Origin of the sequence: Clostridium sp. LIBA-8841 (assembly GCF_034439435.1) — a bacterium.
Classification (GTDB): Bacteria; Bacillota; Clostridia; order Clostridiales; family Clostridiaceae; genus Sarcina.
Genome location: NZ_JAPCKJ010000001.1, coordinates 277,709 through 295,559 on the forward strand (window position 1 = coordinate 277,709; position 17,851 = coordinate 295,559).

The 17,851-nt window shown below is 29.5% G+C and carries 17 protein-coding genes; 3 read left to right on the forward strand and 14 right to left on the reverse strand.

Features of this window, described 5'->3' with window-relative positions; genetic code table 11:
- The first annotated feature begins 43 nt into the window (after window positions 1–43).
- Complete coding sequence (locus OIF33_RS01055; protein WP_322502372.1) at window positions 44–964, forward strand: VCBS repeat-containing protein; 921 nt, start codon at window positions 44–46, stop codon at window positions 962–964.
- 64 nt (window positions 965–1,028) lie between these two features.
- Here the strand turns inward: OIF33_RS01055 and OIF33_RS01060 are convergent, their stop codons facing one another.
- The 10 genes from OIF33_RS01060 to OIF33_RS01105 form a co-directional block, all read right to left on the reverse strand.
- A complete protein-coding gene (locus tag OIF33_RS01060) occupies window positions 1,029–1,652 on the reverse strand; it encodes a hypothetical protein (RefSeq protein ID WP_322502373.1) in 624 nt (207 codons plus the stop codon).
- 83 nt (window positions 1,653–1,735) lie between these two features.
- The gene (locus OIF33_RS01065; RefSeq protein ID WP_322502374.1) at window positions 1,736–2,026 is read right to left on the reverse strand and encodes a hypothetical protein; all 291 of its coding nucleotides are present in this window, start codon (window positions 2,024–2,026) and stop codon (window positions 1,736–1,738) included.
- 36 nt (window positions 2,027–2,062) lie between these two features.
- On the reverse strand, window positions 2,063–2,572 hold the full coding sequence (locus OIF33_RS01070) for a hypothetical protein (protein ID WP_322502375.1): 510 nt from the start codon (window positions 2,570–2,572) through the stop codon (window positions 2,063–2,065).
- A gap of 220 nt (window positions 2,573–2,792) precedes the next feature.
- Complete coding sequence (gene yihA, locus OIF33_RS01075) at window positions 2,793–3,386, reverse strand: ribosome biogenesis GTP-binding protein YihA/YsxC (protein ID WP_322502376.1); 594 nt, start codon at window positions 3,384–3,386, stop codon at window positions 2,793–2,795.
- A complete protein-coding gene (lon, locus tag OIF33_RS01080) occupies window positions 3,386–5,716 on the reverse strand; it encodes an endopeptidase La (protein WP_322502377.1) in 2,331 nt (776 codons plus the stop codon). Before lon ends, yihA begins: the two co-directional genes overlap by 1 nt.
- Before the next feature lie 121 nt (window positions 5,717–5,837).
- Window positions 5,838–7,550, reverse strand: coding sequence for an ATP-dependent protease LonB (lonB, locus tag OIF33_RS01085; protein ID WP_322502378.1), 1,713 nt, complete (start codon window positions 7,548–7,550; stop codon window positions 5,838–5,840).
- A 103-nt stretch (window positions 7,551–7,653) separates the two neighbouring features.
- On the reverse strand, window positions 7,654–8,961 hold the full coding sequence (gene clpX, locus OIF33_RS01090; RefSeq protein WP_322502379.1) for an ATP-dependent Clp protease ATP-binding subunit ClpX: 1,308 nt from the start codon (window positions 8,959–8,961) through the stop codon (window positions 7,654–7,656).
- Window positions 8,962–9,000: 39 nt separating this feature from the next.
- Window positions 9,001–9,585, reverse strand: coding sequence for an ATP-dependent Clp endopeptidase proteolytic subunit ClpP (gene clpP, locus OIF33_RS01095; protein WP_322502380.1), 585 nt, complete (start codon window positions 9,583–9,585; stop codon window positions 9,001–9,003).
- 188 nt (window positions 9,586–9,773) lie between these two features.
- Window positions 9,774–11,060, reverse strand: coding sequence for a trigger factor (gene tig / locus OIF33_RS01100; protein ID WP_322502381.1), 1,287 nt, complete (start codon window positions 11,058–11,060; stop codon window positions 9,774–9,776).
- Window positions 11,061–11,183: 123 nt separating this feature from the next.
- On the reverse strand, window positions 11,184–11,975 hold the full coding sequence (locus tag OIF33_RS01105) for a sugar phosphate isomerase/epimerase (RefSeq protein WP_322502382.1): 792 nt from the start codon (window positions 11,973–11,975) through the stop codon (window positions 11,184–11,186).
- Window positions 11,976–12,178: 203 nt separating this feature from the next.
- Here OIF33_RS01105 and OIF33_RS01110 point away from each other — a divergent pair, with 203 nt between their 5' ends.
- On the forward strand, window positions 12,179–13,765 hold the full coding sequence (locus tag OIF33_RS01110) for a DEAD/DEAH box helicase (protein ID WP_322502383.1): 1,587 nt from the start codon (window positions 12,179–12,181) through the stop codon (window positions 13,763–13,765).
- Between the two features lie 37 nt (window positions 13,766–13,802).
- Here OIF33_RS01110 and OIF33_RS01115 read toward each other — a convergent pair whose 3' ends face one another.
- Window positions 13,803–14,060 carry a hypothetical protein gene (locus OIF33_RS01115; RefSeq protein WP_322502384.1) on the reverse strand — a complete coding sequence of 86 codons (258 nt, stop codon included), beginning with the start codon at window positions 14,058–14,060 and terminating at the stop codon, window positions 13,803–13,805.
- 200 nt (window positions 14,061–14,260) lie between these two features.
- On the opposite strand from OIF33_RS01115, the gene deoD reads away from it, so the two are divergent.
- Window positions 14,261–14,968 (forward strand): purine-nucleoside phosphorylase, encoded by a 708-nt coding sequence (deoD, locus tag OIF33_RS01120; RefSeq protein ID WP_322502385.1) that lies wholly within the window; start codon window positions 14,261–14,263, stop codon window positions 14,966–14,968.
- A 45-nt stretch (window positions 14,969–15,013) separates the two neighbouring features.
- Here deoD and OIF33_RS01125 read toward each other — a convergent pair whose 3' ends face one another.
- The 3 genes from OIF33_RS01125 to OIF33_RS01135 form a co-directional block, all read right to left on the reverse strand.
- The gene (locus tag OIF33_RS01125; RefSeq protein WP_322502386.1) at window positions 15,014–16,300 is read right to left on the reverse strand and encodes a TcaA 3rd/4th domain-containing protein; all 1,287 of its coding nucleotides are present in this window, start codon (window positions 16,298–16,300) and stop codon (window positions 15,014–15,016) included.
- 10 nt (window positions 16,301–16,310) lie between these two features.
- Window positions 16,311–16,655, reverse strand: a complete 345-nt coding sequence (locus tag OIF33_RS01130) for a hypothetical protein (protein ID WP_322502387.1) — start codon at window positions 16,653–16,655, stop codon at window positions 16,311–16,313.
- Between the two features lie 258 nt (window positions 16,656–16,913).
- Window positions 16,914–17,822, reverse strand: coding sequence for an exonuclease domain-containing protein (locus OIF33_RS01135; RefSeq protein WP_322502388.1), 909 nt, complete (start codon window positions 17,820–17,822; stop codon window positions 16,914–16,916).
- Between the last annotated feature and the right edge of the window lie 29 nt (window positions 17,823–17,851).

Consider the following 17,851-nt stretch of genomic DNA (forward strand, 5'->3'; position numbering starts at 1 on the left):
TAAAAAATATAATATCTACATATAATCTAATTGAGGTGATTTTATGAGTTCTATAAATAAAAATCATATAAAAAAACTCACTTATTTTATGCTTATTTTAATTTCTTTTGTTTTAGTAGTTTCCTTTAAAAAAACTTCTACTAAGGCTATTATTAATGATCATATACAAGAACAAACTGTAAAAGCAGATTTAAATGGTGATGGTAAAGAAGATTATATATATATTGAATTAGAAAACGAACAAAAATATCATGTTTATGCAAGTATTAATGATAAAAACTATGACTTAATTCCAAATAAAAAAATTAATTCTTTAGGTAAATTTTCTTCTAATTGGCCAATGACTTTAAACCTATTAGATTTAGATAGAAATAATATTCCAGAGATAATGATTCAATCCTCAGAAGATAATGTTTCTATTCAACATCTATTTAAATGGACTGGAGAAAGTTTTGAAGATATTTTTTATTCTACAAATAATGTATTAGGAATTATAGATTCAAATAATGGAAAAACGCCAAAAATAATTTCATTTTCTTTAACAGATTCTAAGGAAAATATCCAAAAGTATATGCTTTTAAATAAAAAAACAAAAAACATATCCTATGATTCCATAGAACCTCCTGGATTATATCCTATCATTAGTTTCATAGATATAATCTCATTAAATTATGAACTCTCCGAACTTCCAAACATATTTATAAGTTATATTCCATCTGAGGACTTATCTCAAATATGGCGACTAGAAAAAGAGCTTTATTACTATACCTTTCAAGATGCTTTTTTCAGAGATATCGTTTGGAATAACAAAGGAGAAATAACTACTTGCTCATGGAGTATAAATTTTAATAAAATTTCAAAAGAAAATAGTAGCTCTAAATCACAGATTAATTTTACAATACAATTAGAAAAAGTTGATGATACTTTTCTTATAAGTTCAATTAATCTTCATTCAAAGAAATAAAAAGAGGTTAAGTTAAAATCATATGATTTTAATTTAACCTCTTTATCCATAAATGTTTCATATATTAATATGTTATTTTTCCTTCCTTATACATTCTTAAAACTTTATCTAAAAATCTAGCTCTTTGGGGATCAACAAAATTTCTAAGAGAAAGTAGCATAGTAACTATAGGATCCATACTGACACTACTATTAATGCTATTGCCTCCTGAATTACCTTTCCCCATACTTCCACCTAACATATTAGCAAGAGCTCCCAATCCTCCCATGCCACCCATAGGATTCATTGCACCATTTGGTGATCCTCCTCCACCTAATAATCCCATAAGTGGTCCTAAATCTCCCATAGGATTTCCTCCTCCCATCATGGCTGCCAAAGGATTATTATTGTTATTATTCATTTTCCCCTTTTCTTCTTTATAATTACTTGGCGAGTCTTTTTTTCCTCCTTGTTGATTATTTAACATTGAACTTATAGAGCTCATATCGAATCCATTATTTCCCATAGAAGATAAAACTTCAGAAACTTTATTCATATCTATATTCCCAAGACCTAGCATATCTAACATTTGAGGATTTAATCCTCCCATCATATTTCCTTGCTTTGAATTTGAATTTGAATTTGAATTTGAGTTTGAATTTGAGTTTGAATTTTGATTGTTTTTGTTCTTATGTCTACGTTTTGACATCTCCTATCCCCCTTAATATATTTTTGATATGTACTATATTTCTTATTTTTTTAGGAGGGTTAAAAAACCCTCCACATATTATTCTAACAACAATTACAGCCGCAGCTATTTGTATTATTTGTACCACCACATAGCAAGAATAATAAGAATAAGATAAATGCTCTATCATTGCATAATAAGCCTGAGCTTTGTAATACTAAGAGTGTTGGCAATACTGTACAAGGATCAAATCCTGAACAATTATTTACTCCTGAAAAACTATTTCCTACACAACAGCAATCTTGTTTCTTACATTTGCATTTGCCATGTTTGCATTTACATTTACAACATTTGCATTTACAACATTTGCATTTGCAGCATTTTTTTCTACTCATAATGTTCACTCCTTTTTGAATTTCTAAAAACCATTACTAACATCCGCAATTACCAAAGAAACCATCTCCGCTGTTATTTCCGAAGCCGAAGCCGTTACCGCCACATAGAACTACTAAAATAATTATCCAGATTAACCAGCTACAACCGCCGCCTCCGAATCCGCCAAATCCGCCAAATCCGCCGAATCCGCCTTGGTTTCCACAGCAGCAACAACAATCATCATCACAACAACAACAACAACCTCTATTGCCGGAACCTCCAAATCCGCCACAGCCGCCGCCAAATCCGCCACAACATAGAAGTATCAGCCAGATTAAAGTCCATATTCCACCACCGCAGCCAAATCCAAAGTTTCCAAAGTCACATCTTCTTGATCTTGATCTGTCAAAGTCACAACAATCTCTTAAAATTCTGTCTATATCACATCTTCTTGATCTTGATCTACGTCTGGATCTAGAAACCCTTCTTGATCTAGACCTATCACAGTCACGATCGTCTCTCCAATTATTATCTGATATTCCTTCTAAGATTTCATTTAAATCCATAAAATTTGCCTCCATATATTTTCTTTATACTATATAGTATTCTGACTTATATTTTTTGACACTTGTTTATGGATTTTTTTCAATATTTTGTAATATATCTTTATAGCCTAGCATATACTTCAAAAAAAATAGCCATGAAGGCATAATCCTTCATGGCTATCTTTTAATATTATATTCTTAAAACTTCTAAAAGGTTAACTATATAATAAATCTTTTAAATTTAATTTTCTTCCACTAAATCATCAAATAGATAATCTACAAGTTCATCTTTTCCCTTTTTATTTAGTGAAGAGAAAAACTTCAATTTATAATCTTTAGGTAAACCTAAAGTTTCTTTTATAAGTTTTTCACTTTTTCCTATTTGATTGTTAGATATCTTATCACTCTTTGTTGCAACTACTACAACTTCATATCCATAGTGCTTTATCCATTCATACATTTGAATATCATCAGCAGTAGGTTTATGTCTACAATCTACTAATAAAACAACCTTTTTTAATGGTTCTCTATTTATTAAGTATCTTTCTATCGTAGCACCCCAAGATGCTTTTTCCTTTTTAGATACCTTAGCATATCCGTATCCAGGTAAATCTACTAAGTAAAACTCTTTATTTAATAAGAAAAAGTTTATTAATCTAGTTTTTCCTGGAGTTTGACTTACCTTTGCTAATCCTCTTCTATTTGTTAATGAATTTATTATAGAAGACTTACCAACATTTGATCTACCAACAAAAGCAATCTCAGGTAAATTGTCATCAGGGTATTGCTCTCTCTTAACCGCTGATATTATAAATTCCGAACTTTTTATTTTCATTATTTTTCAACTCCAACCAATGCATTTTTTAATACATCATCAATTTTATCTGCAAGTATTATATTTAAACTATCCTTAACTATCTTAGGAAGTTTAATTACATCTTTTTCATTTTCTTTAGGAACTATAACTGTATCAATTCCAATTCTTCTTGCTGCTAAACATTTCTCTTTTAATCCACCAATAGCTAGAACTTTTCCAGTTAAAGTTATTTCTCCTGTCATAGCAACATTATGCTTAACTTTTTTACCAGTTAATGCTGATACTAAGGCAGTAGTCATAGTAACCCCAGCAGAAGGACCATCCTTAGGAACAGCTCCTTCAGGAGCATGTATGTGAATATCTTTCTTAGAATAAAATTCATCTTTTATTCCTAACTCTTTCATATGAGCTCTAACATAAGAGTATGCTGCTCTTGCAGATTCCTTCATTACATCTCCAAGTTGACCTGTAAGTTCTAGTCTTCCTTTACCATCCATGACCATTACTTCTACAGGTAGAGTATCTCCACCATAAGCTGTCCAAGCCATTCCTGTTACTACTCCAACTTTATCTTCTTTATCAATCTCTTCATAGCTAAATATCTTAGGTCCTAGATATTTTTCAACTAATTTTGTGGATATATTTAGCTTTTCCTTATTCTTTTCTATTATATCCCTTATTCCTTTTCTTATAACATTAGCTATCTGTCTTTGAAGATTTCTTACTCCTGACTCTCTTGTATAACTATCTATAATAAGCTTTAAAGCTGAATCAGATATGTTTATTTTTTTACTACTTACTCCATGTTCTTTTAAAGCCTTCGGTACTAAATATCTTTTAGCTATTCTAAATTTTTCTTCATAAGTATATCCTGATACCTCTATTAATTCCATTCTATCTAAAAGAGGTCTTGGAATTCCATCTAAAGAGTTTGCTGTTGTTATAAACATAACCTCTGATAAATCTACGTCTACTTCTAAATAGTGATCTCTAAAAGTTTTATTTTGTTCATTATCAAAAACTTCTAATAAAGCATCAGCTGGATTCCCTTTAAAATCCATTCCTAACTTATCAATTTCATCTAGTAAGAAAACTGGATTCATGCTTTTAGCTTCTTTTAATCCAGTAACTATTCTTCCTGGAATTGCCCCAACGTAAGTTCTTCTATGACCTCTTATATCAGCCTCATCTCTAACTCCACCTAAAGACATTCTTACAAAGTTTCTATTTAATGAAGTCGCAACACTTTTAGCTATAGAAGTTTTACCTACTCCTGGAGGACCAACTAGACAAAGGATAGGACCTCTTAATGAATTACTTATTTGTTTTACAGCTAAGTATTCAAGAATTCTGTCCTTTACGTCTTTTAATCCATAATGATCTTTGTCTAATACTTTCCTAGCTTCCTTTATATCTAAAGTATCCTTGGTGTATTCTCCCCAAGGCATGTCCAATAAATTTTCTAAATAAGTTCTTGTAACTCCTCCATCTTGTGAATATGGTGATGAAGCTTTAAGTTTTGAAATTTCATATTGAGCTTTTTCTTTAACTTGATTTGGTAACTTTTTCTCTTCTATTATTTTTTCAAAATCTATTATAGCCTTTTTATTTTCATCATCTTCCCCAAGTTCTTCTTGGATAACCTTTATTTGTTCTCTTAAATAGTATTCTCTTTGTCCTTTATCAAGTTTCTTCTTAACCTTAGTACCTATTCTTTTTTCTATCTTAGCTACTTCAATTTCTTGTTTCACATAGAATATTAATTTTTCCATTCTTTCCTTAAGGTTTAAAGTTTGAAGAATATCTTGTTTATCCTCTTGTTTTATAAGAACATATGAAGAAATTAAATCAGTAACCTTATTCAAGTCTTTTTCTTCTTCTAGATTATCAAATAAATCAACACCATTTATTCCACTACTTGCCGTAATATCTAAAAATTCAAAAAAGTCATCTTTTAACTTTCTTGATAAAGCTTCAATTTCATGGTCAACTTCATTATCAATATCTATTTTTTCTATTGATGCTTCAAGTAATTCCTCTTTATCAAAGAATTCATCCATCTTTGCTCTTTCAATACCTTCTACTAAAACTCTTATAGTATCCTTTGGCATTTTTACAATTTGTTTTATTTCACAGATTGTACCTATATTAAAGATGTCATCTTCACTTGGTTTGTCAATTTCTATATCCTTCTGAGCTGCTAAAAATATTTTTTGGTCTCCTGCCATAGCTTTTTCAACAGCTTCTATTGACTTTTCCCTACCAACGTCAAAGTATATAACCATATTAGGAAATACAGTTAAACCTCTTAGAGGAATTAAAGGAAGAATTAATTTATCTTCTTTCATAAATATCCCCTCCAAAAAAATTAATAACTATATATTATGTAAATATATAGCCTTTAACAAGTATACACATATTATAAGTTTTTTTCAACCTTAATTAATTGCATAAAAGAAAACTAACACTTTAAGTGTTAGCTTTCTTTAAAGATTCTGCATTCAAGGCACCAGCACCAAAAAATGCTGCATTATCCTTAATTGTCAAATTATCTTCTTTAACACTTTCTTCTTCAAAAAGTGCAAGTTTTAAAACCTCTTCAATTCCTTTAACTCCTACTATCTTTATTCCATCAATATCTCTTGTTACACTACTTAAATTTTCCTTGGGAACTATGACTAATTCTGCTCCTGCTCTCTTTGCTGCTAAGATTTTAGCATTTACTCCACCAATTGGTTTTACCTTACCCTTTATTGATATCTCGCCAGTCATAGCAACTCTGTTGCTCACAGGAATCCCCTTTATTGCACTATATATAGCCGTAGCTATACTTATTCCAGCCGATGGCCCATCAACTGGTATTCCTCCTGGAAAATTCACATGAATATCATATTCTTTTGAATTTAAATTAAATATATTATCTAAAACAGTTAATACATTTTGTACAGAACAATATGCAGTGCTCTTTCTCTTTATTTTTTTCTCTCCTCCACCTAATTCTTCATCATCTACTATTCCTGTAATTTTTATATTTCCAACATTATTTTTTGAAGCCTTGGCTGTAGCTTCTATCTCCATTAAAGCTCCATTATTGGCACCATATACAGCCAAACCATTCACATATCCAATCTCCGGCTTATCATTTATCATTCTTTCCATTCTCGGATTATATTGACCATTTTCAATAACCCAATAAATATCACTTTCTTTTATATAATCCCTATTTTCATTTATAGCAAGACCAGAACATAATTGAACTAAATTTATAACCTCTCTTCCATTAGTACAATATCTAGCTACTATATCCAATCCTTCATCACTTATTCTATATCCAACTTTTTTAGTTGCATTTAAGGCGATTTCTCTAATCTCTTCAACAGTTAATCCTCTAAAAAATATCTCTACACACCTTGATCTTATGGCTGGAACAATTTCTTCTGGACTTCTTGTAGTAGCTCCAATCAATCTAAAATCTGCTGGTAATCCATTATCAAATATTTCCTTTATATATCTAGGTGTATTCGGATCTTCTGAACTGTAATAAGCTGAATCTAAAAAAACCTTTCTATCTTCTAAAACCTTAAGAAGCTTATTTAATTCAATTGGATGTAATTCTCCTATTTCATCAATAAAAAGTATTCCTCCATGTGCCTTAGTTACCGCTCCTGGTTTTGGTTGAGGCACTCCTGCTATACCTAAAGAACCCGCCCCTTGATATATAGGATCATGTACAGATCCTATTAAAGGATCTGCTATTCCTCTCTCATCGAATCTTAGAGTTGTTGCATCAATTTCAACAAACTTAGAATCCTTGTTAAAAGGAGATGAAACCATTCTTTTTGCTTCCTCTAAAATTATTCTAGCAGCCGCTGTTTTACCTACTCCTGGAGGACCATATATTATTACATGCTGTGGATTTGGTCCACACAATGCAGCTTTAAGAGCTTTTATTCCTTTTTCTTGCCCTATTATTTCTTCTAATTTACTAGGTCTACTCTTTTCAGTTAAAGGCTCTGTTAACTTTATCATCCTTAGTTTATTTAACTTTTCCATTTCTTTTTCGTTTTCTTTTTCTAATACATTATTATTTTTCTTCTTATTGTTAACTGAATTACTCATATATACGAAAAATAAAACTGATATAAGCAATTGCAATAACATTATAAATGTGTAACTATTCATCTTTAATACCTCCCGTTCTTTAAGGTTAGTATTTACTTATTAATGTGATGATATTCCAAAAAATCCAAAAAAAAAGATGCATACTAGTACGCATCTTTTTTTACTAAGCAGTTTCTATATCTTTTCTACTTTTACTTTTCTTTTCAGTTCTTAAAGTTGGTCTAACTTCTCCTTCTGGAAGTTTCTCAACTTCAGGCTCTTTTCTATCTTTTATTGTTTCTTCTGTTATAGTAGCTTTCACTATACTTTCTTCTGATGGTATTTCAAACATTATATCCATCATAGTTTCTTCTACTATAGCTCTTAATCCTCTAGCACCGGTTTTTCTATTTATAGCTTCGTCAGCAATAGCTTTCAATGCCTCTTCTGTAAAGTCTAGCTTTACATTATCAAGCTCAAATAACTTCTTGTATTGTTTAACTAAAGCATTCTTTGGCTTAGTTAAAATACTTACTAGAGCTTCATTATCTAGAGCTTCTAAAGTTACTAGAACTGGTAATCTACCAACAAATTCTGGAATTAATCCGAATTTTAATAAATCTCCAGGCATTATATCCTTTAAAAGTTCTCCAACATTTTTTTCGCTTTTCCCTTTAACTTCAGCGCCAAATCCTATAGAACTCTTAGTGCCTCTTTTTTCTATTATTTTATCTATTCCATCAAAAGCTCCACCACAAATAAATAATATATTTGAAGTATTAATTTGTATAAACTCTTGATGAGGATGCTTTCTTCCACCCTGTGGTGGTACTGAAGCTGTTGTTCCTTCTAATATTTTTAGTAAGGCTTGTTGAACACCTTCTCCTGAAACATCTCTTGTAATAGATGGATTTTCTGATTTTCTAGCAATCTTATCTATCTCATCTATATATATTATACCTTTTTCAGCTCTCTCAACATCATAATCTGCATTTTGAATTAGCTTTAAAAGTATATTTTCAACGTCTTCACCAACATATCCTGCTTCTGTTAATGTTGTAGCATCAGCAATAGCAAATGGAACATTTAACATCTTAGCAAGAGTTTGTGCAAGTAATGTCTTACCTGAACCAGTAGGACCTAATAAAAGTATGTTACTTTTTTGTAGTTCAACGTCATCTTCTGCCTTATTAGCATTTATTCTCTTATAGTGATTATAAACTGCTACTGCTAAAGACTTTTTAGATCTCTCTTGGCCAACTACATATTGATCTAAATAGTCTTTAATTTCTTGTGGCTTTGGAAGATTACTTGCTTCTAATGGTGATGTTTGTGTATTTCCCTCAAATTCATCTTCTATAATTTCTGAACAAAGTTCTATACATTCATCACATATATATACACCAGGACCTGCGATTAATCTCTTAACCTGTTCCTGATTTTTACCACAAAAAGAACATCTTAATTGCTTTTTATCTTCGAATTTTCCCATCTCATCCACCTCAACTTTCAATAAGATTTAAGTTGTAGATTATTTTCTTTCTATAACTTTATCTATTAATCCATATTCTACAGCTTCTGATGCTTCCATGAAATAATCTCTCTCAACATCTACCTTTATTTTTTCAAGAGGTTGATTTGTATTTTCACTTAATACTTGATTTAATTTATCTTTTATCTTTAATATTCTCTTAGCATGAATATCTATATCAGTTGCTTGACCTTGGAATCCACCTAAAGGTTGGTGTATCATTATTTCAGCATTTGGTAATGCAAATCTTTTTCCTTTTGCACCTGAAGATAATAAGAATGCTCCCATGGAAGCAGCCATACCGATACAGATTGTAGATACATCAGGTTTTATATATTGCATAGTATCATAAATTGCCATACCTGAAGTTATAGAACCACCTGGCGAATTTATGTAAAGATGTATATCTTTATCTGGATCTTCACTTTCTAAGAATAATAATTGTGCAACAACAAGGTTAGCTGTTACATCATTAACCTCTCCACTTAACATTATTATTCTATCTTTTAATAATCTTGAGAATATATCGTAACTTCTTTCACCTTTGCTTGTTTGTTCAATTACCATAGGTACTAAATTGCTCATGAAATTCCCTCCTTTTAAAAACTCTAATTATAATATTGCCATATTTCTCACTAAAACATACATTATCATAATTATTATATAAAAAAAATAGTGATTTGTTAATTGTTTCTTTTTCAAATAAACTTTTAATTTTAAAATAATTGCCAAGAAATACTTCCTGGCAATTATCTGAAAGTTTGTTTATTTTATTATTTTAAAGATTCAAATAACATTTTTAAAGTTTTCTCTCTTTTAACATCTAACTCTAAAGCTTCTTTTTGAGCGTTTAATAAAAGCTCAACCATTTTTTCTGTTTCTGCTCCGTTTGAGTACATTTTAGCAACTTCTTCAGCTTTTGCTTTTAACTCTTCTTCAGTAGCTTCTATAGCTTCTGCTTTAGTTATAGCATTCATAACTAAGTCAGTTTTAACTTTTCTCTCAGCGTTCTCTTTCATGTAAGACTTCATTTTGTCTTCAGTACTTCCAGTGAACTCATAGTATTGCTCTAAGCTTAGTCCTTGTTGTCCTAATCTCATTTCTAAATCTCTTACCATGTTTTCAACTTCTCTGTTTATCATAGCTTCTGGAATTTCTACTGTTGCGTTATCAACTACAGCGTTTATAACTTTTTCTTCCATTTCTCTCTTAGCTCTTAATTCGTTAGCTTTTACAGCTTTTTCTTTTAAGTCAGCTTTTAATTCTTCTAAAGTATCGAACTCTGAAACTTCTTTAGCAAACTCATCATCTAAAGCTGGTAATTCTTTAACTTTTATTTCTTTTACAGTTACTTCGAATTTAGCTGGTTTTCCGTTTAAATCTTCTTTTCCATAAGATTCTGGGAATGTTACATTAACATCTTTGCTTTCTCCAGCTTTTAATCCAACTAATTGCTCTTCGAAGTTATCTATGAAACTTCCTGAACCTATTTCTAATGGATAATCTTTTCCTTCTCCACCTTCGAATGCTACATCATCGATGAATCCTTTGAAATCTATAACAGCGATATTTCCGTTTTCAACTGTTCCTTCTTCTTTAGTTTCAACTCTAGCATTTCTAGCTTGCATATCAGCTAATTGTTTTTCGATATCTTCGTCTTTAACTTCGTAAGATACTTCTTCAACTTCTAATCCTTTGTAGTCTCCTAAAGTAACTTCTGGATAAGTAGTAACTTTAGCTTTGTAAACTAAGTCTTTTCCTTCTCCAACTTCAACTACTTCGATTTGTGGATAATCAACTGGTCTTATGTCGTTTTCTTCTAAAGCAACTCCATAAGTTTTATCTATACAAGTGTTTATTGCATCATCAAATAAAACTTCTACTCCATAGAATTTTTTAACCATGTTCATTGGAACTTTTCCTTTTCTGAATCCTGGTATGTTAAACTTCTTTGAGTTTTTATTGTAAGACTTCTTTAATGCCTCAGCAAAGTCTTTAGCATCAACTTTAATTTCTAATTCTACAACATTTGTGTCTATTTTGTTCATTTTAGCTTCCATTGTATATTCCTCCTGTAAATAGCCTTTTAATTCATCTTTTTATGAATTAACCTAGGCAATTATAACATATAATTTCTTTTTTTATCAAATATTTCTTTAATTTTATTCTTACATTTATACATTTTACCATACTAGTAGATTTTTTTCTATAAAATATTTGACATCTTTTAATTCTTCATATCTTTTAAAATTCTCTCTATAAACTTCAATTACTAATGGTCCTTTATATCCTATATTGCTTAGTTTTTCAAATATAGGTTTGTAATCAACTATTCCCTTTCCTGGAAGTAAACAAATACTTTTTTCATCTCTATCATTTATATGAAAATTAACCAAATCATTTCCCATAATATCAAGATAATCAAGAGGACTTTTATTACTTTTATATGCTTGTTTTATATCACAAGTAAATTTAATATCATATTTTATATTGTTTTTTAAAAACTCTAAAAATTTCACCTCTGATGACATACACCAAGAAACATTTTCTTGAGATAAATATATATTGTTTTCTCTAGCTATATAAGCTAATTCATTATATATTTCTAAAACTTCTTTCTTATTAATAAGATCTAGTTCTCTTTTTCTCATACCATGAAAAGTATAAGATGAAGCTCCTAACTTATTGGTTGCTTTACATATATTTTTATATATGTCTAAGGCATCTTTTCTTCTTCTTTTATAATCATCAAATAAATAAGGCTCGTACATAGATGAAAAAAAATGTACTGATTTTATATTAAAATTATTTTTCTCTTTTTCTTCTATTAACTTGAATAAAAATTCATCACTATATTCATAGTAAGTATTTAAAAACAATTCTCCTGTATCGAAATCCAATCCTTTCATTATCTTAATAGATTTTTCTAATTCAAAATCTGGATAAAAACATGCTGAAGAAATTCCTATTTTCAAATCTATTCCTCACTCTCCTTCTTAATTTATAATATTATAACCTATAGTAAACATTTAAATAAACTTTTTAATTCTTATTTTAAATAATATCATTTGCTTATATGGAGATACTATGTTATGATAAGCTTTGTTTGATTGTGAGAATTTTTTAAAAATAAAATAAATTTAAAAACTAAAATACACGAAAAGAAAGAGGATAAAGAATGAACAATATAAAATTTGATGACTTAGGTCTTAAGGAAAGCTTACTTAAAGCTATAAAAGATATGGGATTTGAAGAACCATCTCAAATACAAGCTGAGAGTATTCCTGTAGCCCTAGAAGGACACGATATAATCGGTCAAGCTCAAACTGGTACTGGTAAAACAGCTGCTTTTGGATGCGCTATAATAAACAATGCTGATTTTTCTGGAAAAAAGAAAACTCCTAAAGCACTTATTTTAGCACCGACTAGAGAGCTTGCTATACAAGTTAATGAAGAACTTGTAAGACTTGGTAAGCACGAAAGACTTTCTGTTTTACCAATATACGGTGGTCAACCAATAGATAGACAGATTAGAGCTTTAAGAAATGGTGTTGATATAGTAGTTGGAACACCTGGTAGAGTATTAGACTTAATAAGAAGAAAGAGTTTACCTCTTAACGATATAGGATTCCTAGTATTAGATGAAGCTGATGAAATGCTAAACATGGGATTCATTGATGATTTAGAAGAGATTGTTAAATCATTAAGCACTGATAGACAAACACTTTTATTCTCTGCTACTATGCCTCCACAAATAAAAAAATTAGCTAAAAACTATATGAAAGAAGATACTAAGCACATCGCAATAAAGAAAAGTTCTTTAACAGTTTCAAAAATAGAACAATTTTATTTTGAAATAAAACATAGAGATAGATTCGAAACACTTTGTAGAGTTTTAGATTTTGATGAACCAAATGCTGCAATAATTTTCTGCAAAACTAAAAAAGGCGTTGATGAAGTTGTAGAAAAAATGCAAGCTAGAGGATATATGGTTGAAGGAATGCACGGAGATATGAGCCAAAACCATAGACTTCAAACTTTAAGAAAATTCAAAGAAGGAAGCTTAGACTTCTTAGTTGCTACTGATGTTGCGGCTAGAGGAATCGATGTTGAAAGTGTAACTCACGTTATAAACTACGATTTACCTCAAGATAATGAAAGTTATGTACATAGAATCGGAAGAACTGGTAGAGCTAACAGAGAAGGTGTTGCGTATTCTTTAGTTACTCCAAAAGAATATATGATGCTTAAGCAAATTCAAAAACATACTAAGAGTAAAATAGTAAGAAAAGCTGTTCCTACAGTTGATGAAATATTCCAAAACAAACATAATAACATAATAAACACTGTAAAATCTACAATAGAAGAAGCTTCAGAAGACTTCCAAAAGTTCATTCCAATAGCTACTCAATTAGATGAAGATTATAGCTTAGTAGATGTTGCAGCTGCACTTTTAAAAATAGTATTTGATAAGGAATCTTCATTTGAGTACACTTCAAATTCTATAGAAGCACCTGTAATGGATGAAACTAGATTATTTATGTCTGTTGGAAGAAGAGATGGTATAACTCCTAAATCTCTTGTAAACTTCTTAAAAGAGACTGCTAGAATAAGCCCTAAGCAAGTTGGAGATATAGATATAAAAGAAAACTTCTGTTTTGCCAACGTTGATGCTGATGCTGTAAACAACATTATGAAAAAATCAATGGGTAAAAAACTTAATAAAAGAACTGTTAACATAGAAGTTGCTAAAAAGAAAAAATAATAATAAAAAATACATACTCATATGAGTATGTATTTTTTTATTTATTCTTGCAGCATCCTCCCCCTTTTGAACATCCGCCACCATTTGAGCAACCGCCCCCTGAACAGCTTCCACTTGAACACCCACCACAAGTTCCATTATCTTTTTTAGGACATCCTCCTCTACTTCCACAACAACTTTTTTTGAATCCCAACTCTTCTAATTCTTCTGCACTAAGATATTTTAAAGGGAATTCATTTTCACCAAAGCTTTCATACTCCGGAGTATCCTTAATTTCATTTCTATCTATATTCAACAAAATTATCACCTCATTATTTTCTTTTTAAAATATAATATAAAATAATAATACTAAATTACTATTACTTAATAATATAGCACAAGAAACAATGTTTAACTACTTAAATAAAATTTTAATTTTTTATAATTTTTAGCATTTTTTCACTATTTATGATAAAATTTATTTACAAAAACATTTACATTACGAGGAGGTACATTATGAGCGTTCATATAGGTGCAAAAGAAGGTCAAATAGCCGAAACTATTTTATTACCAGGAGATCCCTTAAGAGCTAAGTTTATAGCTGAGACATTTTTAGAAAATCCAGTTTGCTATAACGAAGTTAGAGGCATGTTAGGATATACAGGAACATATAAAGGAAAAAGAATATCAGTTCAAGGTACTGGTATGGGAGTTCCTTCAATTTCTATTTATGTCAACGAACTTATAAGAGATTACGGAGTTAAAAATTTAATAAGAGTTGGTACTGCTGGCGGTATGCAAGAAGATGTAAAGGTTAGAGATTTAGTTTTAGCAATGTCATCTCATACTGATTCTGCAATAAACAAAGTTAGATTTAACGGTTTAGATTTCGCTCCAACAGCATCATTTAAACTTTTAAAAGCCGCTTATGATACTGCTGTGGAGAAAGGATATAGCCCTAAAGTTGGTAGTGTATTCACAGCTGATAGTTTCTATAATGATAACCCTGAGGCATGGAAACAATGGGCTAAATTTGGCACCTTAGCTGTTGAAATGGAAACTGCGGCTTTATATACTTTAGCTGCTAAGTATGGAGTTAATGCTTTAACAATACTTACTATAAGTGATCATTTAATAACAGCGGAGGAAACTACTGCTGAAGAACGTCAAACAACATTCACTAAAATGATGGAAGTTGCTCTTGATACTGCTATTACTCTATAAAAATGAAAAAAACAGATTGATAATTATCAATCTGTTTTTTCATTTTTATTGGTTATTATTATTTTCTTCTATTCCAGGTAAAGAGAAATCTTGAACGTCATAAACTAACCATTTTCCATTTTCATATTTCATCTTTGTGAAGAAATTCTTTTCTACATTATCACTCTTAACATCTATTCCTAGTATCTTCTTCTTTATTTTATAAGATACATTAACAACAATATTAGCCTCATATAACCCATGATTACGTTCTATAGAACTATTTTCCATCTTAATCTGTAAATCACTTATATCATAATCATTCTTTAAAAAGAAATATTTTTGACTTAATGTTGAGTATATATTTTCTTTAACATTAGCTGTAGCATCTTTTATATCATTTTTATCTTCTGAATTTAAAGATTGAAAAACACTATTATAGAATTCTTTAACAACTTTTTCTACATCATCTTTAATAACTGTATTCTTTAAGTCTAATTCTATTTTTATCTCTGGATGATCTTTTATATATACTTTCTCACTATCTATTTCTCCCCAAGGAGTATTGCACTTAATAGTTAAATAAGTTGAGCCATCCTTTGGAAAAGGCCCTACATCTTTAAAATCCCTAACCTTTATACCTGAATCTTCTCCATTTATATAAACATTACTATCATCAAAGCTACTTTTTACTGTAATTAAAGTTCCATTTAAAGGTATATCTACTTTATTATCATCCATAAAAATTATGCTTTTTTCTTCCACAAGGTTAGAATTATATGCTTTCTTTTCAACTTTAAGATTATAAATACCAGGAATTAAATTAGGAATTTTTAAACTTCCAGAACTATTTGTTGTTCCTATGAAATTATTGTTTAAATATACACTTGATTCTTGGAAATTTGATGATACAAGTAAATCTTTTTTTTCTATTACTATATACCACTTTTCACCCCAGAAACTTTTTCTAGATTCTAATTTTGTGGAATATATTTCTTCTCCATTCTCTAGAGAATGAATCAATTTATTTACTCTAGTTTTATCCTCTTTAAAAAAATCAATATAGGGAGTTAGTTCCTCTTTTGTTATTCCTGAATTCATATCCCCCTCTTCTATTAAATTCATTAAAGCTCTTTCATTCCCTTTATTCAAAGAATTAGCTAATTGTTCTATAACATCACTTCTTTTACTGCTAACATTACCATATAGAACTACTATAATTCCAATTAAGGATATAAGACATAAAATAATTATTTTAGGATCTTTTTCCCTTATAATCTTATTTTTTCCCTTCTTAAAAAAATCAGAAACTTTATGACCTACCTCTTTAATATTCTCCTTTAGTTTATCCATATATTAAGGCTTACTCCTCTAATAAATTTATAATCCATTTATTACATGCTGTACATTTATAAACTTGTATTCCAAAAGGATATAGCATTTCATCTTTAAATCTCTCATAATCGCTTCTTAACTCATTTAACGAATAAAATTCATCATCTTTAGTTAAAGCTCCTATAAGCTCGCATATATAGTTTTCCTTAGTTTTAAAGCAGCAGTCATTCTTATCTATACACTCTATCTTTTCTAATTTCAACTCATCTTGAAAATCTTGTATTATAGGTATTATATCTTGAAATTCATTTATATTATCTTGAAAATCCTTTTCTAAAAAATCCACTCCACTTATAGTAAATAATTTATCCATTTAACCACCTCTAATTTTCTAATTAACTTTAATAACTAAATTTATTATTACATAAATTAATTAATTTTACTAATTTATTTCAGTATAATAAATTTTACTTTAAATAAAGAAATTCTTCAACTAAAATGAAAAGATAATAACCTTCCTTTCTTTTGCTATAGTATTATTATATTAAAAATTCTGCTCAGTTATTTCTATTAAAATTATAATAGAAATAATAAAAAAGTATCTTACAAAACTTTATAAGATACCATTCATTTACTCTATTATTGATAAAAATTCTTCTTCACTTATAATCTTAATATCAAAATTTTCTTTTATTAGCTTTTCAGCTTTTTTTAATTTAATACTCTTTTCAGATTCTTTTAATTTCTCTAATTCTTTAATACCTGTAATTAAATAATTTGTTTTTTTACTAACGGAACTAGAAACAGATCCTCCACATCTTATTACATTGCCTATAGCTTCCTCTCTAGACATTGAGCTTAAAGGACCAGTAAAAACTACACTCTTGCATTTTAAAGAAGATTTTCCTTCTTTTTTATCTTCTTTAAATTTTAGATTACTCGAATACCTACATTCTCCCTTTTTCCCTGAAGGCTTATATCCCTTATCATAAACAGCTCCTATTCTAATTGCAAGCTTATCTGAAAGCTCTTCAACAGAGTTAATCTCCAAGTCTTTACATATGTTAATAAGTATATTAGCACAGGCTTTAGCATCCTCTCCTGCATGGTGATGAGAAAATTCAAAGCCTAAAGCTTCACTGACAGTTCCTAATTTATGATTTGGTAAATTTTTATAATAATTTTTTGCCATAACAACAGTACAAGCATATTCAAAGTCTGGATAAGATATATTATAAAAATCTAAAGTTTTTCTAAGTACACTAATATCAAAAGCTGCATTGTGGGCAATTACTAAATTGCCATCTATATAATCCTTTATTTCTTTCCAAATTTCATCAAAGGTCTTTTCTTTTTCTACATCCTCTGGTCTGATTCCATGTATCCATATATTCATAGGCTGAAATCTCATTTCACAAGGTTTTATCAAAAAATATTTTTCCTCTACAACCTCATTATTTTTAACAATAGTCAATCCAATAGAACAAGCACTATTTCTTTTCTCGTTAGCAGTTTCAAAGTCTATTGCAACAAAATCCATTTATGTCCGTCTTCCTTTCTATGTACAAT